The sequence below is a fragment of the Nocardia mikamii NBRC 108933 genome (genome assembly GCF_001613505.1).
Taxonomy (GTDB): Bacteria; Actinomycetota; Actinomycetes; order Mycobacteriales; family Mycobacteriaceae; genus Nocardia; species Nocardia mikamii.
Genome location: NZ_BDCM01000012.1, coordinates 496,357 through 518,737 on the forward strand (window position 1 = coordinate 496,357; position 22,381 = coordinate 518,737).

Sequence of the window (22,381 nt, forward strand, 5' to 3'; positions counted from 1 at the left end):
GAGCTGGTTCGATGCCCGACGTCCTCGGCTGGCGAGCCAAGTTCGGGGTCCTGGCCCCGTCCACCAATACCGTGGTAGAGCCCGATTTCGCCCGCCTGGGGGTGCCCGGGGTGACCGCGCATTTCGGCCGCATCCACATCCGCGACCAGGATATGAGCGACGACGCCGGAATGGGCCGGCTGCTCGAGCAGATCCGCGACGAAATCGTCGCCGCGTGCGAGCGGGTGCTGACCTGCGACCCCGATTACATGGTCATGGGAATGTCGGCCGAGACGTTCTGGGGCGGCGTCGAGGGCAACCGCCGATTCGTGCGCCAGATCCACGAAGTGACCGGACTCGAGGTCGCCACCGGTGCCGAGGCGTGCCGGCGCGCACTGGCGCTCTACGGTGCGCGCCGCATCGGCGTGGTCACGCCCTATCAACCCGTGGGTGACGAGAATGTGGTGCGATTCTTCGGCGAGCTGGGTTTCGAGGTGCGGGCGATCAAGGGATTGCGCTGCCCCACAGCCGTTTCCATCGCCCACGTCACCGAGGGCGAGCTGCGCTCCGCCCTGCGCGAGGTCGACGGTGACGGCGTGGACGCGCTGGTGCAGTGCGGAACCAACCTGTCGATGGTGCGGTTGGCCGACGAGGCCGAACGATGGCTGGGCAAACCCGTGCTGGCGATCAATGCGGCGACCTGGTGGATGGCGTTACGCGACAACGGGTTCACCGATCGCGTCGAGGGCGCGGGATCACTGCTGCGCGACCACTGACGCCCCGTGCCCCTCCGGCGACACGGAGAGGCACGGAGCCGCGACCTACTGGTAGCTCGGATTCGCCCACGCGCCGACGGATTTCGACCGGACCGGTTCGATGAACCGCGGCGCCGCCGTCTCCGGGAAGTCCGGCCCCCAATTGGTGGCATCACCCGCCATCGACACGCTCGCATTCTCGGTGTACCAGTCCGCCAGGTCCGCGTCCGAGCGGATGATCCAGGTGCAGCCGCGCTCCACGTCGGCGGTGAAGTCACCGTGCCGGATGAACGCCGGACGCCAGAAGTAGGTGCCCGGCCACATGGTGCCGAAGTTGTACTCGAAACCGCCGTCGAGACAATAGGCTTCCTCACTGCACGGATGGTGCGCCAGCGGCACCTCTCGCCATCCCGGCTTCGCCTTGATCAGGCGGGTGTAGAAGCCGGTCTTCGCGTCGCGGTGCAGCAGTTTGATATAGAGGCCGGGCACGGGGGTCCCGCCCAGATCGAACCGCATCGGACTGCCGTCCTTCACGTCGATCCACGGCATCGACGCGGTCTTCAGGACGACGAGTTCCTGGTCGGGACGCACGAATTCGCGATCACCGTCCGCCAGGTCGAACCCCCAGCCGCCGCGCTCCCGGAACAGCAGAATTTCCGTACCGGCCGCTACCCGGATCGACGGCGTCCACACCCCGGCCGGCGCCGTCCAGTAGCCCTCGGGGCCGAGTTCGACGTCACCCACGGTTATTCGTCCGGACAGTACGAACCATTCGGTGTCGGCCACGTGCACGCCTGCCGGCCGGGACCAGTCGCTGATGAACCGAACCTTCAGCGAGGCCGAGCCGTCCTCCTCGTCATAGCTGAGGTTGCGTTGTTCGGCACTGCCCGTGGCGCGCTGGAACTCGGCGCGGTGCCAGATCAGATCTTTCTCATCGATGAGCTCTACATGTGGACGCATGGGTCCTCCTCCGGGAGCTGATTTTCCGATACAAAATGTAGTGCTTATCAATAAGCAAAACAAGATGTATCGTTTATTACCGTGAACAGACCCGGACGTCCTTCCGGACCGGCCACCGACACCGCGCAGATCGTGCTCACCGCCGCACTGGAACTGGTCCTCACCGAGGGCGCGGCGGCGCTGACACCCCGCCGGCTGCACGCCATGACGGGCGTGGCCCGCACCACCATCTACCGCCATTGGCCCGCGCCCAAGGACTTCCTCGCCGCACTCATCACCGTCGCACCCCATCCCTCCCCCGAGCCGACCGGCGATCCGGTCGCGGATCTGCACGGCGAGGTCGACTCACTCTGTGATCGACTGCGCGACAAGCCCGTTGCCGCATTCCTTCGCGCCCTGATGACCGCCTCGGTCGCAGATCCCGACTGCGCCGAATTGCGCCATCGATACGTCAGCGACCTGCTCGCGCCGTTCCGCGCCGCGGTGCGCCGGGCCGGAGTGCGGGAGCGCGCGGTGATCGAGGAGATCGCGCTGTCCATCGTGGCGCCGCTGCTCGTGGACGTCCTGCTGCTGGACGGCCCCGTCGACCGGGACCGCGCACACCGGGCGGTCGATCGGGCAATGGAACACAGTTCCGGCCGTCGTTGAGGCGGCCGATCGCAGCGAGCGAGGAGACCTCGAGATGACCAATGCCGTGGGACCCCGCGCCGTGTTCGGCGTCATCGTGCCCAGCACGAATACCGTTGTCGAACACGACTATTGGCGGGCCGGGCTGCCGGGAATCAGCTACCGGGCCGGTTCGATGTACATTCCCGATCCGGTCATGGGCGACGACGACGATTTCCGGGCCCTGCTGGGCCAGATCCGCGCCTCCATCGATACCGCCGTGCGCGATGTGCTCACCGCCGAACCGGACCGCATGGTCATGGGCATGTCCGCGGAAACGTTCTGGGGCGGGGTCGAAGGCAACGCGGCCTTCGAACGGCGGCTGCGTGAACGCACCGGCCTGCCGGTGACGACGGGGGCGAGTTCGTGCCGGGCGGCGCTGCACGCCCTGGGATGCCGGCGGATCGCGGTGTTCTCGCCGTATCAGCCGATCGCCGACAAGGAAGTGGGCCGGTTCTTCACCGAGGCCGGCTTCGAGGTCGCCGCGATCACCGGTCTGCGCTGCCCGACCGCCCTGGATATCGCCAAGGTCCGGCCCGACCGGCTGCGCGCTGTGGTCGCGGAACTGGACGGACCGCAGGTGGAGGCGATCGTGCAGGTGGGCACGAATCTGTCCTTCGTGGCGACGGCCGACGAACTGGAACGCGAACTCGGCAAACCGGTGATCGCGATCAATGCCGCCACGCTGTGGCATGCGTTGCGAGAGCACGGGATCGGCGATCGGGTCGAAGGCGCCGGACGACTACTGCGCGAACAGTGACCGGTCGCCCGCTTCGGCCAGCAGCCGCCGGGCGCGGCGGACGACAGCGAGATCGACCATGCGGCCGTCGGCGTCCAGCACGACGCCACCGGCCCCGGCGGCGAAGCGCGCCACCAGATCCCGGGCGCGCGTCAGCTCCTCGGCAGACGGGGTGAACACCGCGTTCACAACCGGCAGCTGGGCGGGATGGATACAGGTTCGGCCGCGAAACCCCAAGCGCGCCAACGCTTCGGTACTCTCTCGGAGTGCGGCGAGATCGCGGAAGTCGGTGCTGACCGGAGCCGGCGGCGGTTCGAGACCCGCGGCCACGCTGACCAGCACCAGCCGAGTGCGGATCGCCAGCAGTTCCCCGCGGTCGGGGCCCGGCGCCATCCCGATATCGGCACACAGATCCGCCTCCCCCAGCTGCAGTCGCGACACCCGCGGGGCCGCGGCGATCTCGCGGGCGGCGAGCACCGCCGCCGCGCTTTCGAGCAGCGGGCAGATGCCGACAACGCCTGGTGCGGGCTCATGGTCGCTCAGCACGCCCGCCGCCGCGCGGACTTGTTCGGCCGATTCGGTTTTCGCCAGGCACACCGCGGCGGGGCCGCCGGCCGCCACCGCGCACAGATCGGCTTCGTCCTCGAAATTGACCCGCACCCAGACGCGTTCGCGGCTCGCCGCCGAGAGCCCGCCCAACCACGCCGACACCAGGTCACGGGCGCGGGCCTTCTCCCCTGGCGGGACCGAGTCCTCGAGGTCCAGCAGGACCACGTCGGCGGGACCCGCCAACGCCTTACCGAACAGCGCCGGACGGTTCCCCGGAACATAGAGCGCCGATCTCATCAACTACACCTCGCACCGGCTCGGGAATCGCAGTACTATTCCCTTGTAAGAAACACCGTTTCGGTGAATGAAACATAGCGGTCTCGGCGTGCAGCTGTCCACCCGTCGGGGTTCTCAGGAATCTCTCGCGATCGGCTCACCGCGCCGAAACCGGCTGCCCGGCACAGGGAGTCGCGATGGGCTTTCGACCTTCGGCCCTCACCGTCATGGCCGCGGCATGCGTCGCCGCTCTCGGATTCGCCCCGGCGGCCGCCGACTCGCCGGGTTTACCGGGGACGATCGCGCTGCCGTGCGGCGCCGGGGCGCCCCTCGCGCAACATGCCGACTGGTATCTGCCCGCCGGCACACCGCGAGGACTGGTGTGGTTGCAGCACGGATTCGCCCGCGCCGACGGCAATGTCGCCGCGCTCGCCGCTCGTTTGGCCGGTACCGGCAACCTCGTCTTCGCGCCGAGCCTGCCGTTCATGAACCTGTCGGGCTGCACGTTGCAGAACCTCGGTGACAATACGGCGTTCCTGGATCAGGTGGCCCGATTGTTCTCCACCGCGACCGATCCCACCGGCCCCCTGGCCACCGCGCTCGCCACCGCCGCCGAACAGGCCGGCGTCACCGCGCCCGCCCTGCCGCGACAATTCGTGTTCATCGGCCATTCGGCCGGGGCCGAGGCAGTCGAGTACGTCGCCCATCGCCTGCACACCAGCGCTCCGCAGGCCTGGCCGCAGCTGCGCGGACTGATCCTGCTGGATCCGGTGAAATCCTTCCTCGGCACCAATACCGACACGGCTCTGGCCGATCTGGACCACACCACCCTGCCGGTCCTCACGGTGTCCGGCCCGCCCGGTCTGTGTAACAACTTCGCCAGCGGCACCGCCGCCCTCCAAACACATCTGCACCGGCCGTTCGTCGGCATCCGCCTCACCGTCGGCGAACACACCGACGCCGAAGGTCCTTCCACCGATGCACTGGGCGAACTATTCTGCGGCACACCCCAACCCGCCAATTGGGCCGTGCTCGAACGGACCACCACGGCATGGACCCGCGCCTACTTCACCGGCACCACCGACTATTCGGTGACCTCGCCGGCCACCGCTCCGAACGTCGAAACCCTCGCCGGTTCGTAGCGGCTACGGGTCACCGCCGCCGCTCGGCGCCGACGACGGATCAGACCATTCGAACTCGCCGCCCTGCCATTCACCGATCATGACATCGACGGTCGCGGGCTCCAGCGTGGCGCCGTCATCGGCGCCGCGCCCGCTGGGCCGCTTCGCGGTCGGTGACGATCTGCTTGCGGCGTTGCGTCATCGCTTCGGCGGGTGAGGCGGTGCCGACGATCGCGTCGAAGACCGCGCGGGCGTCCTCGAGCGCGTCGCGGGCGCCCACTCCGGCGGCCGGAGTGATGGCGTGGTCGGCGTCACCGATGAGGATGACCGAATCCTGCGGTACCCGTGCGCCTTCCAGGGGGACGTTGCGAGCGTTGCTGACGTGCACCGATCGCGTCCGCGACAGGAAGGCCGACACCAGCGCGCGACTGGAAGGCGTTGCGGCCAAGACGGTTTCGGCCCACTCGCCGGCCGGTCGCAGCCCGATGTCGTCGCGGGTACCGGGGAGCGGATCGCGCGGGATCCGCACGAACCACAGTGCCGCCGGATCCTCGGGACGCCAGATGTGGCCGAAAGTACTTCCGGCACTGCCGTCTTCGGCGACCTCGGCGAAGAAGTGGAGGACCGCGGGGGTAGTTGGCGGCGGCGGGTCCAGTGGCGTGCCGGTCATTCCGTACAGCACGACGTCACCGGCGTATACCGGGGTGCGCTCGGGTTCCAGGGCCGCGCGGACCACGGAATCGATACCGTCGGCGCCGATCAGCAGTCCTTCGGCGGCGACGACTTCGGAGCCGCGCCGGATCGTGTGGTTGTCCTCGCCCACGATCACGCCGGTGATCGGCTCGCCGTAGCGCAGCTCGGCGCCGGAGTCCGCGACGAACTGCGACAGCACGCCCATGAGGTTGCGGCGCAACCAGAAACGATGGCCTCGACTGGGCATCGCGCTGCGCCGCCCGCGGCTGTCCTCGTAGTCGAGTCCCGCCAGCGGATACGAAACCTCGTGCAGCGATGCACGATCGACGCCCATCGCCTCCATCGCGTCGTGTCCGCGCCCGTCGATGAACAGAAACGCCCCGGCCCCGGGCCCCGGGCGCTGTTGTTCGTACACCGCTACCCGATGCCCGCGCCGTGCGAGACCACCGGCCAGGCAACTGCCCGCGATCCCACCACCGATAACGCTCACCATGTCCTGCGACCTCCTAGCGTCGTCGTGCCGGCGGCCGCCCGCCGGGAGCGGCACGTGTCCAGAGTGCCACGCCCACGGGATTATTCGCCGAGAACCCGATCAGCGAATGACGCCGCCCTTCGAGCCCGCCATGAGGTGCTCAGCCGGGCGGAACTCGCTTCAAACTACCCACGCTGAGCGATCCATCGACCCCGGTCCGCAACGCCGCCTCCGCCGCGCGGACATAGCCGGCAGGGTCCTTGTCGACGGACACGACACCGGCGTAGTTGCGCGCCTCGTACGCGGCGAAGGCCACGGCGAGGTGATGCCGGCGCTGCAACCCGGCCAGGCGGCGGAAGTCGGTGAGCCCCTCACGCTCTTCCTCGGCCATATGATCGCTGTTGGCCAGATTCGCCGCCGCGACCGCCGCGTACCACTCGTCGGTGCCGACCTGGTGCCGCCCTACTTCGGCGACCGCGTCCCTGATCTCGTTGTGGTCACCGATCGCGTCGAGCGTCTCGTCCTCCGCCCCGCTCGCCCGCCGAGCCGCGATCCCCACCTGCAGCAGCGCGGGATAGAAAATCTCCTCCTCGGCCTGCGCATGCAATTCGAGAAACGCAGCCAACCTGTCCCAGATCGCCCCCAGCGCACCGGTGTCGCCCCGATCGATCTGCTCCAGAATCGCGAACAACCGCCGCTGCTCGTGATGGTCATCGAGGATCAACTGGGTGATATCCACATTTCCTCCCTGACGCCGCATCGCTGGTAAGCACGGAACTCGACGACCGACTGCCTCAGCCGGAAACCTGCTGGGAACCTGACGACAATGTACTAGGCCGGAGCAACCGCGCGAGGTCACACACTCAGTCCGAGATCCCCTAGCCCCTCTACGGCGGTGCATATCCCGACTCGGAGGCGTATCGCACCGAAACCCGCAGCAACCACAACCTACTAACCACGCCCATCGTCTGCCTGCGCACCAACAGTTCCCGGCAAGCCACGCCTTCGATCGGACTCCGATCCGATGTCCTCGTCCGCGCCGCAAGCCCGGCCCTCCGACGGACGCCCGCTCAGTTGCCGCGTCTCCGCCCTAGGGCTAGCGCGGTCGGGTGGTGTCCAACACCCACTCCCGATATCCCGGATGCGTCTGGACTGCTTCCGTGGCTATCACCTGCGGTGTCTCGTCCGGATGCTTGTCTTTCAGGAACGCCAGAATGTCGTCGACCCGCGATCGCCGAGTGTGCAGGATGGCCAACGACTCCCGGTCGTCTTGCACTGCGCCGTCCCACCGGTAGATGCTGCGGATTCCGGGAACGATGTTGCCGCAGGCCACGTATCCGGCTTCGACTAGTTCGCGGACCAGCCCGGCGAGAAATTCCGGGTCGCTGGCAGTAATCGAAACGTCTACTACGGTTTCAGTGTCGGCCATGCCTTCAATTGTCCCTCAGTTCGGGCCATGTCACGGACGAGGGCCTCCGCGACCCAACGTTCCCGCGCGACCGCGCACCAACCTTGCACAACCGGTGCGACATACGACTGACCGACCCATCCGCCTCTCATCATCTGGCCGTGCGGGTGAAGCTCGAAATACAGCGTTCCCTTCGATCGCACATTTCCGTCAGCAGCGACATACCAACCCATGAACGCCTCGGAATCGTAGAGTCTCATTTCACCTGTCCACGCGTAGGAGCCTTCCGACACCGGCCGTGCCCGCGCCCCAGCAAGTTGGAGCCACAACCCGTCTTGCTCGATATGCAGTTCGAGCGTGTCGATCCGTTCCCCGGCGTCGCCGAATGCCTGCCCCGAGTACCACCAGTCACCGGAGAAATCGAGCCCGGCGGCGGTCTTGCCCGCGAGCGTGTTCAGCGACACGTCCAACACCTCGGAGAGTCGGACGAGGTCCGACACCACCGGTTCGGATTCACCTGTCTCCCAACGAGACACGGTCTTCTGGTCCGCGTCGACCAACTTCGCAAGCTGGGTCTGTGAGTAGCCAAGGACCTTTCTCCGTTGCCGGATGACGTCGCCCGTCACGCTCACTGGTAATGCCTCTCGTCGGTTGGCCTACGTGGCCGATTCTATAGCTAGACTCATGCGTCTAGACTAGACAGATTCGCCTATCGAGTGCATCATTGCGATACGCCCCGGCGCCGGGTCGAGACAGCCTCTCCGGCGCCGGATGCGATACCGGAAACCCTTCGAACCGGGGAGCGCCTGTCGATGAGTGTTGAGGGAAACGAGACGAAATCCGCGATGCTCGACATGTTCGCGCCGTATATCGCCGAAGGCGGCGTCGATGAGAGCTGAGCCCACGGCGCTCGCATGGATCGCAGACGAGGTCAGCGAGACAGCGCAATGGCACGCAGCGCAACTGAGGAGGCTGGCGCGGCATCTCGGCTACACCCTCGTGTGGCCTGAAGCGAGTCTCGTGCCACTGCCGGATCTCGTACGGGACGCCGACGTCGATGCCGTGCTCACCCCGTCGCCGGAGCACATGGACGCGCTCACACTCAACGCCGTCATGGCGCTGGCAGACGTCGAGACCGTATCGCCGCGTTTGTCATTCGCGAAATGGCCAGAAATCAAGCAGCGGAAAGGATTCGGGTGCTCGGTCTTCTGATCGTCGTATGCCTGCTGTCGGTCGCCGTCTACTACGCGGTGTTGTACTGGCCGCCACGGCAGCGCAAGCCGCGCTCGGCCGACAAGGGGAAGGACCTACGCGCGGCCATCGGCGCGCCGGGCGAAGCTCGACGTCAATCCAGTCCGACGAGATCGGCTGAGACGGACCATAGTTCGTCGATGAGGCGGCGGTTGTGGGCCTGGGGCGACTCGGGGCCTTTCGCTCGGTGGCGGTGGAAGTAGACGCCGTTGATTTCCGGGTCGGCGCCGCGGCGGGCCAGGTCGATCAGGGGTTCGGCGCCACGGGCGGGAGTGATGGTGCCGACGTGGCGCAGGGGGGTGCGGTAGAGCAGGCCGACGGCGCGGGAATCGCGGCCGAAACTCGAGGCCACCGGACCGGGATGGACTGCGGCGGAGACGATTCCGTCCGATGTCCAGCGCTCCGCGATACCGCGGGTGAACATGATGTTCATCAGCTTGCTCGTCCCGTAGGCGCGCCATCCGAAGGCGCGGCGGCGCCGGTAGTCGAGGTCGGAGATGTCGACACGCCCGAAGAGGTTGCCGACGCTCGCGGTGTTCAGTACGAGGGCGCCGTGGGCGGCGAGTTTGTCGTGCAGCAGATTGGTGAGCAGGAACGGGGCCAGGTGGTTGATCTGGAAGTTGGGTTCGTGCCCATCGACGGTCCGCTGCCGCGGCTCGAAGAGGCCGCCCGCGTTGTTGAGCAGCACGTCGATCGCGCCGGCGTGTTCACCGATCCGCTCGGCGAGACCGCGCACATCGTCGAGGACGGCGAAATCGGCCGTGAAGGCGGTGGCACCGGTGTCGGCGGTCACGGCGGCGAGTTTGCGCGCCGACCTGCCGACGATGACGAGGTCGACGTCGGGAGCGGCCAGCGCCCGCGCGGTCACCGCGCCGATGCCGTCGCTGGCACCGGTGATGACGATCGTGCGTCGCGAATTCGAGGCTGATCTGCTGTCTGTCACCGGGGTCTCCAGTCGGTGGATGCGTGGCGTACAGCCGCGCGAGCTGTCATGGGATTGTGGTGTCGTACGACGTGACCGCGCCCTCCGTCTGCCACCAGCTTACGACCCGGCCGACGCCACGGTCATCGTGCGCCCTCCAGCTCGCAGATGACCACCGGGATCTCCCGCGTGGTCCGCGTCTGGTAGTTCGCGTACCCCCGGTAGGCCTCGGTGATCCGCGGCCACAGCTGTGCGCGCTCCTCGGGATTCGCGGTGCGGGCGTGGATCTTCCGGCGGCGTCCGTCGATCACGAGTTCGGCATCGGGGTGCGCCTGCAGGTTGCGGTACCAGTCGGGATGGCGGTCGTCACCGCCCTTGGACGCCACCAGTATCACGCGGTCCTCGTCGTGCACCGGCGAGGTGAGGTAGCAGGATCGCGGCAGACCGGATGTACGGCCGACGGTGTGCAATTCGACCACCGGCATTCCGAACGGCTTGGCCAGCAGCCGATTTCCGCTGATTGTGAGGACCAGCCGGTGCGCGATGTTCATCAGCTTGGCCCCGGCGTCTTTCATCGTGTTCGTGTTCACCACGTACCCCTTGTCGGATATCTCGTCGTGGCGGTTCACATTCGGTCCGCCTGGCCACCAGAGCGAGTTAGCGGCGCATACATTAGCAGACGTGTGAGCGTCGTCAACATATGAAGTCCGCGAACGATCGAATCTCGGGCATCATCCGGCACCGAGCGCGGCGAACACCGTCGAATGCACCGTGGCCGCAACGACTTCCGGTGACGACGCATCGAGCTTGCCGTCGAGATGCAGGAAGGCCAAGCCGTGCACCAGCGCCCACACCGCGGTGGCCGCGGCGTTCGGGTCGGCGCGAGGAAACGCCTGCCGCACAACGTTTTCGACGAAGCCCTTGATCGCCTCCGCCGCGACCCGCTCGGCATCGGCCGAACCGCAGGGTTCGGCGAACATCACCCGGAACATCCCCGGCCGCGTCAGAGCGAATCGAACATAGGTTTCGGCCACAGCCGCCAGCCCCTCGGGCGTCGCCGGCTCGGGGTGCGCCGCGGCCAGTTGCCCGGCCAGATCCGCATACCCCACGGCGGCGACCGCCGAGAGCAGCGCCTCACGGTCGGCGAAGTGCCGATAGGGCGCCGCCGTGGAGACACCCGCCCGCCGCGCGGCCGCCCGCAGCGACAGCTCCGACGCACCGCCCTCCTCCAGCAGCTCCACCGCCGCACAGACCAACGCATTGGGTAGATCCCCGTGGTGATACGACGCGGTCGACAGTGCCATACCTCACCACCCGACCATTGTTGACGACGCTTACATTCTCCTCTATGTTAGCACTGTCCACGCAATGTGAACACCGCAAACATACCTCGGGAAGGGAGGTCCCCGTGCCCAGCGCTTCGACACGAGACACGTTGTTCTCGCCGGTGGAACTACGGTCAGGGCAGATTCTGCGCAATCGCATCGCGAAGGCCGCCATGGAGGAAGGCTTGGCCGGGAAGGCCCAACTGCCCGACGATCGGCTGATCGCGTTGTACCGGCGGTGGGGTGCCGGCGGCGCGGGGCTGCTGATCACGGGAAATGTGATGGTGCATGCCGAGGCGCTGACCGGGCCCGGTGGCATCGTCCTGGACGCCGATTCCCCGCTCGAGCCGTTCGCGGCGTGGGCCCGGGCCGGAAAGGCCGGCGGAGCCGCGATGTGGATGCAGATCAGCCACCCCGGTCGCCAGGTGCAGGCGAATATGCCCGGAGTCGTCTGGGGCCCGTCCGATATCGCCGTCGACCTGGGCCGGCATTCCAAGCGGTTCGGCCGCCCGGTCGCCATGACCGCCGAGCAGATCCACGAGACCGTCACCCGCTTCGCGACCACCGCCGAGCGGGCCGAACTCGCGGGCTTCGACGGCGTGGAAATCCATGCGGCACACGGGTATCTGCTGTCACAGTTCCTGTCTCCGCTGGTGAACGACCGCACCGACGAATGGGGCGGTTCCCTCGCCAACCGCGCGCGGATACTTCTGGACATCGTGCGCGCCGTCCGTTCGGTGGTGTCGCCCGAATTCGCGGTCGCGGTCAAACTGAACTCCGCCGACTTCCAGCGCGGCGGATTCGACGCCGACGACGCGCACAAGGTCATCGGCATGCTCGCCGGTCTCGGTGCGGATCTGGTCGAGGTGTCGGGCGGCAGCTACGAAAGCCCCGCCATGTCCGGGCGGCCCACCGACGGACGCACGGCGGCACGGGAGGCCTACTTCCTGGAGTTGGCCGCCGAACTGGCCGAGACCAGCCCGATTCCGCTGATGCTGACCGGCGGCATCACGCGCAGCGATACCGCCGAGCGCGTGCTCGCGAAGAATGTCGCCGTCGTCGGCATGGGCACCGCACTTGCCGTCACCCCGGATCTGCCCAACCGCTGGCGCGAGGGCCTGGGCGCGGCCGGCGCCTTGAAACCGGTGACCTGGTCGGACAAACCCCTCGCATCCCTGGCCCAGATGGCGCAGGTCCGCTACCAGATGCGACGGATGGCCGCCGGAAAGGACCCCGCCCTCGGCATCCGGCCCGCGCTCGCTCTCCTCGCGGACCAGCGAGAGAAGTCGCGCGCGCTGCGCCGCTACTCACGATGGCTGGCATCGACGCGGCGCGAACGAGCCGCGTCACCGGCTTCCCGCGTCACGGCGCAGTGAATCCTGACCATCCGCCCTCGGCGAGCACGGCTCGTCGTCGCCCCCTCGAAGGAATCATGTCCACGAGTACGACAGCGCCGCACGGCACACCGGCGGGCACCGTCCCGCATTCCCATGTCGCGATCATCGGCAGCGGTTTCGGCGGCATCGCGACCGCGGTGCGGTTGCACCGCGCGGGATTCTCCGACTTCGTGATGCTCGAACGCGCCGATGAGGTCGGCGGGGTGTGGCGCGACAACGACTACCCCGGCGCCGCCGTCGACGTGCAGAGCAATCTGTACTCGTTCTCCTTCGCACCGAACCCGCGCTGGCGCAACACGTTTGCCACCCAGCCCGAATTGTTCGACTACCTGAGAAAAGTCACCGATGCGCAGGGGCTGCGCTCCCGTCTGAGACTCGGATGCACGGTCGAGCGCCTGGCATGGGATCCGACCGCCTACCTGTGGCGCATCGACACCACCCTCGGTCCGCGGACAGCCGCCCACGTGGTGCTGGCGACCGGCGCCCTCGCCGATCCGCTGCTGCCCGCGATTCCCGGGATCGACCGATTCGAGGGTGTGAGTTTCCATTCCGCGCGCTGGAATCACGACTACGACCTGACCGGCAAACGCGTCGCGGTCATCGGCACCGGCCCCTCGGCCGTCCAGTTCGTTCCCGCCATCCAGCCCGGCGTCGCGCGGCTGACCGTCTTCCAGCGGACTCCCGCCTGGGTCGTGCCCCGCCACGACCGCCCGACGACCGCGCTGACCCGCGCCGCGTATCGCAGAATGCCGGTGCTGCAACGGCTCGAGCGCCTGCGGGTGTATCTGCGCCGCGAATGGCAGGTCGTCGCCTTCCGTAACCCCGCGCTGATGGCTCTGCCCGAACGCGGCGCCCGGCGCCACCTCGAGTCCCAGGTCACCGACGAACGGTTGCGGGAACGGCTGCTTCCCGACTTCCGGCTGGGCTGCAAGCGCGTCCTGATCTCCGACGACTATCTGCGCGCACTCGACCGCCCCAATGTCACCGTGAACACCCACGGGATCGGTTCGATCACCGAGACCGGCCTTATCGACAACACCGGCACCCCGCACGAGGTCGACGCCATCATCTACGGCACCGGCTTCCGCACCTCGCACCTGCCGCTGACCGACCGGACCTACGGACCCGACGGCCGGACCATGGCCGAAGTGTGGGACGGCAACCCGACCGCCTACCTCGGCACCTCCGTCTCCGGATTCCCGAACATGTATCTCATCCACGGTCCGAACATCGGCCTCGGCCACACCTCGGTGATCCACATGTTCGAATCCCAGGCCAACTACATCGCCGGCGCCCTCGGCTATGCCCGCGACCACGACCTCGACGCCATCGAACCCACCGCCGCCGCCCAGCGGGCATTCACCGAGGACGTCGAGCGCCTCGGTGAGGGCACCGTGTGGACCGCCGGTGGCTGCACGAGCTGGTATCTCAACGACAACGGCCGAAACACCAACATCTGGCCCGGATCGACATTCGACTTCCGCCGTCGCACCCTGCGTTTCGATCCCACCCGTCATCTGTTGCATCGCCGCACCGGCGAGGTGGTGGCATGAGCGCCGGGGCATCGGTCACCGCAACGCCCGGCGCACCCACGGTCGTATTGATCCACGGCCTCGCGAGCTCGTACCGGGTGTGGGACCGGGTCGTGCCGATGCTCGCGGATCGCGCGAATATCGTTGCGGTGCATCTGGATTCGGCAGGAACCATCGAAGACGACGCCGACGATACCGCGCAGCTGCTCGACTCGCCGTCGATCGTGGTCGGCCACTCGCGCGGCGGGCTGGTCGCGACCGCTCTCGCCGAACGTCGCCCCGATCTCGTCTCGTCGCTGATACTGCTCTGCCCGCCCTGGTCGCAGGCGAGCCGGAAGTCCGCACGCGGACCGGTCGAGCGGGCCCTCACACTGCCCGGTATCGGAGATCTGTTGTGGGCCTTCGCCTCCGAGGAACGGCAACGCGACGCACAGCGCAGTGCCTTCGCCCCGGGCGCCCCGATACCGGACCGGTTCGTCACCGACGCACGCCGGCGCGGCCGGCGCAACTTCGCCACCAGCACCCGCGCCATCGACACCTACCTCGCCGCGGCGGCACTGCCCGATCGGCTGGCCCGCCTGCCACAACCGGCCCGGTTGGCCTTCGGCGAACTCGACGCACGAATTCAGGCGCCTACCGTGGAATTCGACGGGTCGATATCGACGACGTTTCGAGCGGTCGGGCATACCCCGCCGTGGGAGGCGCCGGAGGCCGTCGCGGATCTGATCGCCCGGTCGTTGCCGACGACGGCGTCCTAGCCGTCGCGTAAACTTTCCACAACCACAGGAGGTAAGCGAAATGCCGAAAGTCCTGTTCGTCATCTCTGCCGCGGACCGCTGGACGTTGAACGACGGCGAAATACACCCTTCGGGTTATTGGGCCGAAGAGGTGGCGGTGCCGCACCGCATCTTCTCCGAGGCGGGCTGGGACATCACCCTCGCGACGCCGGGCGGAAAGGCCCCGACACTGGATCGGCTGAGTCTCGGAATCTCCGGCGGCCTGCCCTGGAAACGCCGCGACGTGAAGCAGTATCTCGACAGCATCGACAACGCCCTCGCCCATCCGGTGGCACTGGACACCGTCGATCCGGACGCCTTCGATGTCGTGTTCTACCCCGGCGGTCACGGTCCGATGGAAGATCTCGCCTACGACGCGACCTCCGGGGCGCTGCTGACCGAGCGGCTCGCCTCCGGCAAACCCCTCGCCCTGCTGTGCCATGCCCCGGCCGCCATTCTGGCCGCGACGCCACCCGACGGGAACTCCCCCTTCGCCGGCTACCGGATGACCGGACTGTCCAACCGCGAGGAACTGTTGAACCGGTTTGCGAAAAAGGCGCCCTGGCTGCTCGAGGACAAATTGAAGGAGACCGGAGTCGAATACTCCAAGGGCCTGCTGCCGTTGCGCCCACACGTAGTCGTCGACCGGAACCTGTACACCGGCCAGAATCCCCAGTCGTCGGAGAAACTGGCCCAGCGATTGCTCGCAGACGTCGGCGCCTCGGCGTAAAAGGACGAAATCTCAGCCGAGCCGCGAAATATCGAGGACCGCCGACACCGCCGCTCGCACCCGCTCGTCGACAACCTCCTCGGAGGAGGCGTCGAGCTTCCCGTCCAGATGCAGGAAAGCCAAACCGTGGACCAACGCCCACATCGCGGTCGCGGTGGGCTCCGGGTCGGCGTCCGGGAAGATCTGTCGCACAAGCGATTCCAGGTATCGATGGATGGCCTCCACCGCGGCGGCCCGCTCCGGGCTGGTCGCATCGCAGGACTCTGTGAACATCACCCGGAACATGCCGGGCCGGGTCAGCGCGAATCGGACATAGGCGACCGCGATGTCGCCGAGGCTGCCGGTGCCCACCTGCTCCGGGTGCACGGCGGCCAGATGCGCGGCCAGATCGCGGTACCCCACCGCCGCGACCGCGGACAACAAGGCATCACGGTCGGCGAAATGGCGATAGGGCGCGGCAGTGGACACGCCGGCCCGCCGCGCCGCGCCACGCAGCGACAGCTCCGACGCCCCACCTTCCTCGAGCAGCTCGATCGCTGCACGCACCAGCGCATTGGGCAGATCACCATGGTGATATGGCGTTGCCGACGTTGCCATCACAACCAACCTCAACAGGTATCAGTCATCGATCTCGAGAACCTCCACAGTAGCCGCGGCCGCCGTACGGGCTGTCGGGCACCAGCGCTGCCGGCGGTCGTGTCGACCCGCCACCGCTGAGTGCGGCGACGAGGTCTTCCACGGCCTGCGCCATCGGATCGAGATCGATGTCGGCACCTTGCCCCGACGCCGACGATGGCCGGTACGCGATCGGAGAAGACCTGCCGGGCATCGACCGGACGGACCTCGTACCGGAATACATTGCCAGGCACGACGAGTGGCTGCACGGCGGACGCCGACCGACGGTACCGGTGTGGTGGGTCGCCGGCGGTGCTGTGCGGCGATAAGCCGAGCCGCACCGCCGCCGCGAAACCGGGGGCACCGTTACGCTCGCCGACACCGTAATGCGCTGAGCAGCACCGAAACCCGGATATCCATCTGCGGCGGTGACGTCGTTACTTTCATCCGTTCGAGCCACGCCGAGCGATCAACTTTCTACGTTGCTGTCAGCGTATGGACCGACGGGCCGGCCGACCCGAGTAGACCGCTACTCGAATTCCGCGGCTACCTTCCCGCGGTCCGGTGCGGAGGCCCGGATCAGGCTGCGTGACATGCCACCTACTCGCCGACTCTAATAAATAGATGCGCATATATCAGTAGACAGATAGGTCTCACGGCGCTCGTCATGGAAGGCGCCACCCGCTACCGCGCTGCCCCGATCCGGGCCAGGAGTGCGGGGAGTTTGGAGGCTGCCATGAGTGCGCGGAACTGCCAGCTGTCGTCGCGGGGCAGAACGCCGCCGCGCTGAGTGGCGTCGAGGAAGTCGTACAGGGTTTCGCCTTCTTCCATGAGTCCGTCGGCGTTGAAGTGGTAGCGGTCGACCGCCGGGCACTGGATGAAGCGTCCGTTGCCGTAGATCACGGGCGCGGACTCGTCGTAGGGGTATAGGCGCAGCGGGCCGGTCCAGTGTCCGCTGCCGATGTAGCGGATCACGGTGCGCACCATGCCTTCCGGCGTCACGTCCAGATACACCTGGTTCGGCAGCGGGTCGTAGCGCCAGTCCGGGATGGCGTCGAAGAAGGCGAAGTTGTATTTCACGAATTCGTCGATGCCGACGATGGTGCGCCCGAACGTCGTGACGTCGGTGTAGCGGATGTCGGGTGCGTAGAGCTCGTGGTTGAGGCTCATATCCCGGACCAGAAAGCTCCACCAGTACTTCTTGGCCCATTCCATGACCCAGCTCAGATCGGCACCGAGTTTGCCGTAGAGCTCGAGTTTGCGTTCGAACTCGCCGAACCACTCGAGGGTGCCGGCCTGCAGTTCGGCTTCGGGGATGGCCCGGATCGGTACGGCGCGATTGGAATTCAGGAATTCCGGTACCGGTTTCGACAACCGAGGCTGCCGCAGCGCCTGCTGGAACTGTTCTTCGTCGAACATGAGTGACCCCTTCACACGATCGGCGCGACCGGCCACGATGCCGGAGCTGCGCGCCTCAATGTGAATCACATGATTCATGTAGAATCAGGTGATGTCAATGCGGTGTGCGGACGGGATGCGAGGATGATCGCGTGAGCACCGCACCCAAACTCTGGCGAGGCCAGACGCTGCAGGACCGTTCCGGCGAACGCCGTGAGCTGTTGCTGGATTGCGCTTTCGACCTGCTCGGGACAGCGGGAGCCGGGGCGGTCACGATGCGAGCGGTGACGCGACGGGCGAATCTGAGCCCGCGCTATTTCTACGAAAGTTTCGAAGGCCGCGAAGCGCTGGTCCTCGCCGTCTACGACCGGGTGGAAGCGGCGTTGCGCGAACGGCTGTCGGTGATCGCCGCGGGCCCCGACCCGTATGCGGCGATACGGTCGGCGCTGCACACCTGCGCCGATTTCTTCGACGAGGACCCGCGGCGGGCGCGGGTGCTGCTGCGTGAACCGTTGGCCGACGACGATTTACGGGCGCACATCACCCGCCGCACCCCGGCGGTGATCCGGGCTCTGGCCCCGCTGCTGGGCGAGGGCGCCGGGGATCTGTTCGCCAGCAGTGATGCCGCGCTCGCCACCATCGGCACCGCGCTGGCCGGAGCGTTGACGTCGGTGTACCTGGAATGGTCCGACGGGCACCTCACCATCGAGCGTGACCGGCTCGTCGACACCTGCACCGGCATCGTCGCCGCACTACTCGGACTCACCCTCGGCCCACGCACTCACTGAGCCCACCCGGCGCCCCGGAGGCGTCGTCGGTGCGAGACGTCGGGTCAGGGACCTTTGGGCAACGTGCGGGCGAGTGCACGCACGGTGGTCTGTAGTCGTTCCGGCGGGAATCGGTCGGGATCGGAAATGACCATGCGGCCGAGGGTTTCGATGAATCCGAGCATGACGTAACCGACGAGTTCGGGGTCGGCGTTGGCGGGCCCTCCGCGCAGCTCGATCCCGGCTTCGAGGAGCTGGATCAGCCGCTCGACGATCTTCTCGCGCGCAGCCGACAACAGTTCGGTGTAGTCGGCGGGCGCTCCGTCCGCGTGGGTCAGGATCAGCCGCCAGCGCACCGGGTCCGATTGCACCGCACGCAAGAAGGCCATGACCGAATCGGCGTAGGCCGTATCGGGGTCGATCTCGCGAAGGTTGTCGGGCAACGTGTCCATCACCTGGCGGATACCACGCGCGTGCTCGCGATGCAGAAGGCCGGCGACGAGTTCGGGTGCGGTGGGATACACCGCGTAGAGCACCGGCTTGGCGACACCGGCCTGCTTGGCTACCGCCTGCATCGTGAGGCCGGACAGCCCGTCCCGGCCGACCACCTGGAATGCGGCATCGAGCAACTGCTCCCGGCGCTCGGGCAGCGGGAGCCGCGGACCGTTGCGTCTACCGGTCTTCCCCCCGGGCCGCCGGGGGGAGACCTGCCACACACCGGGGAGTTTCTCTTCGATAGCCACCCACGAATCCTCTCAAACGCCAGCGCGGTCGCGAACCCCCTTGCTAACGTCTCTCCTCATTACTACGCAGCCGTAGAAATAACTCTACTCAAGCGTACTTAACCCTTGGCTACGCGCTGGTAGCGAGGCGTGTCGTCGATGGACCGATGAAGGGGTGCAGATGTCAGCGCAGGGCACGCACGGGAGGGTGCGTTCGGGCGGAGCAGCGGCGGCTTCCGACCGTCGACGCGTCATCGGATTCGGCGTCGGCTACTGGCGTGACCATCCGCAGCGCTCGGTGGAGACCGCGGGCCGCCAGGTCTCGATGACGGGGCGCGCGACGCTCGAGCTGGTCACCGCGGTGTTCCGGCGGCGATTTCCGTGGCAGGAGTTCATCAAACAGTGCGCCTTCATGGCGAGTGTGTCGGCCACCCCGACACTGCTGGTCGCGGTGCCGATCGCGGTGGTCGTCTCGATCCAGGTCGGATCGCTGGTGAGCCAGGTCGGCGCCACGACGTTCATCGGCGCGGTGAACGGGCTGGGCATCATTCGCCAGGGCGCTCCCCTGGTGACCTCGCTGATGATCGCGGGCGCCGTCGGGTCCGCCATCTGCGCCGATCTCGGTTCCCGCACGATCCGGGAGGAAATCGACGCCATGACGGTGATGGGCGTCGACCCGATCCGGCGCCTGGTCGCTCCCCGGCTCGCCGCGGCCGTCCTCGTCAGCACCCTGTTGTGCGGGTTGGTGGTCTTCGTCGGTTTCGCAACCGGTTACGCCTTCAACGTCTACATGCAGGCGGGCACACCCGGCTCCTATATCCGCACCTTCGCCTCGTTCGCGGTCGCCACCGATCTGGTGGTGGCCATGCTCAAGGCCGCGATCTTCGGTGCGCTGGCGGCAATCATCGCCTGCGACACCGGATTACATACCCGTGGCGGACCGGCCGGAGTCGCCGACGCCGTGAACTCGGCGGTGGTGAACTCCGCCATCGTCCTGTTCGGCATCAACATCCTCATCACCCAGATCTACAACACCCTCTCCCCCTCGAAAGTGCTGTGAGATGGCCACCTACGTCCCCCCGCTGCTACGTCCGCTCCGCCGGGCCGGGGTCGCGGTGCGCATTCCCGTCGGCCTGCATGTCCGCCTCGGTCACCAGGGGCTGGTCTTCGCCGAGGCGCTGACCGCCGTTCCGTTCGTGCTGCGTCACTACCGAAAAGAGTTGCTGCGCCTCATCACGGATGTGACGTGGGGAAACGGTTCTCTGGTGGTGGGCGGCGGCACGGTGGGCGTGATCGTGATCCTGTGCGGATTCGGCGGCATCACCGTCGGCATGGAGGCCCACAGCGCGCTCGATCTGCTGACGATGAGCCCGCTCACCGGTGCGATATCCGGCTTCGCGACCACCCGCGAACTGGCACCGCTGCTGGCGACGATCGCATTCGGCGCCCAAGCCGGCTGCCGATTCACCGCACAACTCGGCTCCATGCGGATCTCGGAGGAGATCGACGCACTGGAATCGATTGCGATTCGGCCGCTTCCGTATCTGATCACCACTCGGATGCTGGCCGCGGCGGTCGCCGTCGTTCCGCTCTACACCGTCGGCCTGGCGATCGCCTACGTGAGCACCAGGCTGGCCGTATTGCTTCTGGGCGGAACAACTCTGGGCACCTACGACCACTACTTCCATCAGTTCCTCGACCCGGTCGACATCGTCTACTCGGTGCTGAAAATCGTCGTGTTCGTGGTGATCGCCTCCTTCATCCAGTGCTACTACGGTTTCGTCGCCGCGGGCGGGCCCGAGGGGGTGGGCGTGGCGGCCGGTCGCGCGATCAAGATGACCATCATCGTGGTCGTCTTCGCCAATCTTCTTCTCACCTTGGCGATCTGGGGTATCGACCCCGGTATCCGGATCTCGGGCTAGGAGTCGCGATGATCATCGATCCGAGTGGCCGCGGCCCCGGCGCCCTGCGACTGGGCGTCATCGGCGTCACCATGGTCGGCGCCCTGGCCGCGGGGATATATCTGCTGGGCCTGCGCTATACCGGCGCATTCGCCGACACGGTCGCCGTCACCGCCGAGATGACGAGCACGGGCGACGGTATGCCACCACACGCCGATGTGAAGTTCCGCGGCATGATCGTGGGCTCCGTCGCCGATGTGGACATCGCCGCCGAGGGGCAGCGCCAGCTGGTTCGACTGCGCCTGAAACCGTCGGTGGCGCAGCGGATTCCAGCGACCGTGACCGCACGGGTGGTTCCGGCGAACCTGTTCGGCGTCACCGCTCTCGAGCTGGTCGACAACGGGCCGGGCCGCGACGGTCTGCGCACCGGCACGACGATCCGCCAGGACACCAGCGCTGCCACCGCCCAGCTACAGGCCACGTTGACCACACTGCGCACCGTCCTGGAAGCGATCCAGCCGCAGAGGTTGGCTCGCGTCCTGGGGGCCCTCGCCGACGCGCTGGATGCCGGCGCCCGTGTCCCCGGCTCGACCATCGAACGACTCGACACCTGGACCACACAGGTGCGAGCGATCCCGGGTATCGGAGACATGCTGGGGAACCTCGGTGCCGCCGCGACGGCGGTGAACCGCTCGGCACCGGAGCTGATCGAGGCGCTCGGCGACTCGGTGACCGCGGCGCGCACCTTCACCGAACGGCGAGCGAAACTGGTCGCCCTTCTCACCGACGCCGGGTCTGCCGTGGCGGCCACCAACGGGCTGTTCGCCCGAAACCCCGACGCCGGAAAGGAATTGGTATCCGGGCTCGACGACGTCTTCGGCGCCGTGGCCGCCGATCCGGATGCGATCGGCGCCTCGGTCGCGAATCTGAATCAGGCGCTGAGCGCCTACGCCACCATCTTCACCTGGGGACCACATCAGCAGATGCGATGGGCCATCGACGTGACCTTCACACCGTTTCGCCCCTATACCGCCGCCGACTGCCCACACTACGGGCAGCTCGTCGGTCCCCGATGCGACGCGGTACCCGACTCTCCTGCGCCACAGGAGTTTCCGCCTCCGCTGCTGCCGGGGCGGATCGGCCCGGCAGTTCCCGGAACGAACACCCCGGCCGGGCCGCCTCTGCCCTGGCTTCCGGGGCTACCGCCCATCCCCGGTCTCACCGCACCCGCAGGCCCGGCGGCGGAGGGGCCGCCGGCACCGACGACGCCCGGTGCCGCAGCTCCTGCCTCCTATACCGGGAACGCGGCGATCACCGCCCTCCTCGGGCGCGAGCCGAACCCCGCCCAGCTGTTGCTGCTGCGACCGGTGCTCGCCGACGGCACTGTCACAGTGCGCACCTCACCACTCTCGAACGGCGGACGTTGA

The 22,381-nt window shown here is 67.4% G+C and carries 25 protein-coding genes; 13 read left to right on the forward strand and 12 right to left on the reverse strand.

All coding sequences use genetic code 11. The annotated features are described in order from the left end of the window. Positions 1–11 precede the first annotated feature (11 nt). On the forward strand, positions 12–755 hold the full coding sequence (locus NMI01S_RS17150; RefSeq protein ID WP_062998329.1) for a maleate cis-trans isomerase family protein: 744 nt from the start codon (positions 12–14) through the stop codon (positions 753–755). A 45-nt stretch (positions 756–800) separates the two neighbouring features. Here NMI01S_RS17150 and NMI01S_RS17155 read toward each other — a convergent pair whose 3' ends face one another. Continuing rightward, positions 801–1,694: a DUF4437 domain-containing protein gene (locus NMI01S_RS17155; protein WP_062998331.1), complete on the reverse strand. Its 894-nt coding sequence runs from the start codon at positions 1,692–1,694 to the stop codon at positions 801–803. 81 nt (positions 1,695–1,775) lie between these two features. On the opposite strand from NMI01S_RS17155, the gene NMI01S_RS17160 reads away from it, so the two are divergent. Both NMI01S_RS17160 and NMI01S_RS17165 read left to right on the forward strand, forming a co-directional pair. Continuing rightward, positions 1,776–2,342 carry a TetR/AcrR family transcriptional regulator gene (locus NMI01S_RS17160; RefSeq protein WP_062998333.1) on the forward strand — a complete coding sequence of 189 codons (567 nt, stop codon included), beginning with the start codon at positions 1,776–1,778 and terminating at the stop codon, positions 2,340–2,342. Positions 2,343–2,376: 34 nt separating this feature from the next. Further along, positions 2,377–3,120, forward strand: a complete 744-nt coding sequence (locus NMI01S_RS17165; protein WP_062998335.1) for a maleate cis-trans isomerase family protein — start codon at positions 2,377–2,379, stop codon at positions 3,118–3,120. Here NMI01S_RS17165 and NMI01S_RS17170 read toward each other — a convergent pair. Next, positions 3,103–3,945 (reverse strand): HpcH/HpaI aldolase/citrate lyase family protein, encoded by an 843-nt coding sequence (locus NMI01S_RS17170; RefSeq protein WP_062998337.1) that lies wholly within the window; start codon positions 3,943–3,945, stop codon positions 3,103–3,105. The genes NMI01S_RS17165 and NMI01S_RS17170 overlap by 18 nt on opposite strands. A gap of 176 nt (positions 3,946–4,121) precedes the next feature. Between NMI01S_RS17170 and NMI01S_RS17175 the strand changes: the two genes are divergently transcribed. Next, positions 4,122–5,066 carry an alpha/beta fold hydrolase gene (locus tag NMI01S_RS17175; RefSeq protein WP_157126221.1) on the forward strand — a complete coding sequence of 315 codons (945 nt, stop codon included), beginning with the start codon at positions 4,122–4,124 and terminating at the stop codon, positions 5,064–5,066. A gap of 115 nt (positions 5,067–5,181) precedes the next feature. On the opposite strand, the gene NMI01S_RS17180 is transcribed toward NMI01S_RS17175, so the two are convergent. The 4 genes from NMI01S_RS17180 to NMI01S_RS17195 all read right to left on the reverse strand — a co-directional run bounded on the left by NMI01S_RS17180 (position 5,182) and on the right by NMI01S_RS17195 (position 8,250). Then, positions 5,182–6,231: an FAD-dependent oxidoreductase gene (locus NMI01S_RS17180; protein WP_157126222.1), complete on the reverse strand. Its 1,050-nt coding sequence runs from the start codon at positions 6,229–6,231 to the stop codon at positions 5,182–5,184. Between the two features lie 139 nt (positions 6,232–6,370). Further along, a complete protein-coding gene (locus tag NMI01S_RS17185; RefSeq protein ID WP_062998343.1) occupies positions 6,371–6,949 on the reverse strand; it encodes a hemerythrin domain-containing protein in 579 nt (192 codons plus the stop codon). Positions 6,950–7,306: 357 nt separating this feature from the next. After that, complete coding sequence (cutA, locus tag NMI01S_RS17190) at positions 7,307–7,639, reverse strand: divalent-cation tolerance protein CutA (RefSeq protein WP_062998345.1); 333 nt, start codon at positions 7,637–7,639, stop codon at positions 7,307–7,309. Beyond that, positions 7,618–8,250 (reverse strand): helix-turn-helix domain-containing protein, encoded by a 633-nt coding sequence (locus NMI01S_RS17195; protein WP_062998347.1) that lies wholly within the window; start codon positions 8,248–8,250, stop codon positions 7,618–7,620. Before NMI01S_RS17195 ends, cutA begins: the two co-directional genes overlap by 22 nt. A 256-nt stretch (positions 8,251–8,506) precedes the next feature. Here NMI01S_RS17195 and NMI01S_RS17200 point away from each other — a divergent pair, with 256 nt between their 5' ends. Then, positions 8,507–8,830, forward strand: a complete 324-nt coding sequence (locus NMI01S_RS17200; RefSeq protein WP_062998349.1) for a hypothetical protein — start codon at positions 8,507–8,509, stop codon at positions 8,828–8,830. A 133-nt stretch (positions 8,831–8,963) separates the two neighbouring features. Here the strand turns inward: NMI01S_RS17200 and NMI01S_RS17205 are convergent, their stop codons facing one another. The 3 genes from NMI01S_RS17205 to NMI01S_RS17215 all read right to left on the reverse strand — a co-directional run bounded on the left by NMI01S_RS17205 (position 8,964) and on the right by NMI01S_RS17215 (position 11,095). Beyond that, complete coding sequence (locus NMI01S_RS17205) at positions 8,964–9,812, reverse strand: SDR family NAD(P)-dependent oxidoreductase (protein WP_062998351.1); 849 nt, start codon at positions 9,810–9,812, stop codon at positions 8,964–8,966. A 122-nt stretch (positions 9,813–9,934) separates the two neighbouring features. After that, positions 9,935–10,381, reverse strand: coding sequence for a nitroreductase family deazaflavin-dependent oxidoreductase (locus tag NMI01S_RS17210; protein ID WP_245716904.1), 447 nt, complete (start codon positions 10,379–10,381; stop codon positions 9,935–9,937). A gap of 141 nt (positions 10,382–10,522) precedes the next feature. After that, on the reverse strand, positions 10,523–11,095 hold the full coding sequence (locus tag NMI01S_RS17215) for a TetR/AcrR family transcriptional regulator (RefSeq protein WP_062998353.1): 573 nt from the start codon (positions 11,093–11,095) through the stop codon (positions 10,523–10,525). Positions 11,096–11,199: 104 nt separating this feature from the next. On the opposite strand from NMI01S_RS17215, the gene NMI01S_RS17220 reads away from it, so the two are divergent. From NMI01S_RS17220 to NMI01S_RS17235, 4 genes are read left to right on the forward strand one after another with little or no spacing between them, the layout of a single operon-like run. Beyond that, positions 11,200–12,492 carry an NADH:flavin oxidoreductase/NADH oxidase family protein gene (locus tag NMI01S_RS17220; protein ID WP_062998355.1) on the forward strand — a complete coding sequence of 431 codons (1,293 nt, stop codon included), beginning with the start codon at positions 11,200–11,202 and terminating at the stop codon, positions 12,490–12,492. A 56-nt stretch (positions 12,493–12,548) separates the two neighbouring features. Continuing rightward, on the forward strand, positions 12,549–14,066 hold the full coding sequence (locus NMI01S_RS17225) for a flavin-containing monooxygenase (protein ID WP_062998357.1): 1,518 nt from the start codon (positions 12,549–12,551) through the stop codon (positions 14,064–14,066). After that, positions 14,063–14,803, forward strand: a complete 741-nt coding sequence (locus NMI01S_RS17230; RefSeq protein ID WP_062998359.1) for an alpha/beta fold hydrolase — start codon at positions 14,063–14,065, stop codon at positions 14,801–14,803. The genes NMI01S_RS17225 and NMI01S_RS17230 overlap by 4 nt, the downstream gene beginning before the upstream one ends. A 40-nt stretch (positions 14,804–14,843) precedes the next feature. Then, positions 14,844–15,551 (forward strand): type 1 glutamine amidotransferase domain-containing protein, encoded by a 708-nt coding sequence (locus NMI01S_RS17235; RefSeq protein WP_062998361.1) that lies wholly within the window; start codon positions 14,844–14,846, stop codon positions 15,549–15,551. Positions 15,552–15,563: 12 nt separating this feature from the next. On the opposite strand, the gene NMI01S_RS17240 is transcribed toward NMI01S_RS17235, so the two are convergent. Together NMI01S_RS17240 and NMI01S_RS17250 are read right to left on the reverse strand one after the other, a co-directional pair. Continuing rightward, positions 15,564–16,148, reverse strand: a complete 585-nt coding sequence (locus tag NMI01S_RS17240; RefSeq protein ID WP_062998363.1) for a TetR/AcrR family transcriptional regulator — start codon at positions 16,146–16,148, stop codon at positions 15,564–15,566. A gap of 702 nt (positions 16,149–16,850) precedes the next feature. Next, positions 16,851–17,585: a nuclear transport factor 2 family protein gene (locus tag NMI01S_RS17250; protein WP_062998751.1), complete on the reverse strand. Its 735-nt coding sequence runs from the start codon at positions 17,583–17,585 to the stop codon at positions 16,851–16,853. Positions 17,586–17,716: 131 nt separating this feature from the next. Between NMI01S_RS17250 and NMI01S_RS17255 the strand changes: the two genes are divergently transcribed. Beyond that, the gene (locus NMI01S_RS17255) at positions 17,717–18,352 is read left to right on the forward strand and encodes a TetR/AcrR family transcriptional regulator (RefSeq protein WP_063920760.1); all 636 of its coding nucleotides are present in this window, start codon (positions 17,717–17,719) and stop codon (positions 18,350–18,352) included. A 44-nt stretch (positions 18,353–18,396) separates the two neighbouring features. On the opposite strand, the gene NMI01S_RS17260 is transcribed toward NMI01S_RS17255, so the two are convergent. Continuing rightward, positions 18,397–19,074: a TetR/AcrR family transcriptional regulator gene (locus NMI01S_RS17260; protein WP_245716905.1), complete on the reverse strand. Its 678-nt coding sequence runs from the start codon at positions 19,072–19,074 to the stop codon at positions 18,397–18,399. A 160-nt stretch (positions 19,075–19,234) separates the two neighbouring features. Between NMI01S_RS17260 and NMI01S_RS17265 the strand changes: the two genes are divergently transcribed. The 3 genes from NMI01S_RS17265 to NMI01S_RS17275 are packed head-to-tail and all read left to right on the forward strand — an operon-like array spanning position 19,235 to position 22,381. Beyond that, on the forward strand, positions 19,235–20,113 hold the full coding sequence (locus tag NMI01S_RS17265; RefSeq protein ID WP_084513023.1) for an MlaE family ABC transporter permease: 879 nt from the start codon (positions 19,235–19,237) through the stop codon (positions 20,111–20,113). 1 nt (position 20,114) lies between these two features. Further along, on the forward strand, positions 20,115–20,975 hold the full coding sequence (locus NMI01S_RS17270) for an ABC transporter permease (RefSeq protein WP_062998371.1): 861 nt from the start codon (positions 20,115–20,117) through the stop codon (positions 20,973–20,975). 8 nt (positions 20,976–20,983) lie between these two features. Further along, entirely contained in the window at positions 20,984–22,381 is a 1,398-nt protein-coding gene (locus tag NMI01S_RS17275; RefSeq protein WP_062998374.1) for an MlaD family protein, read from the forward strand.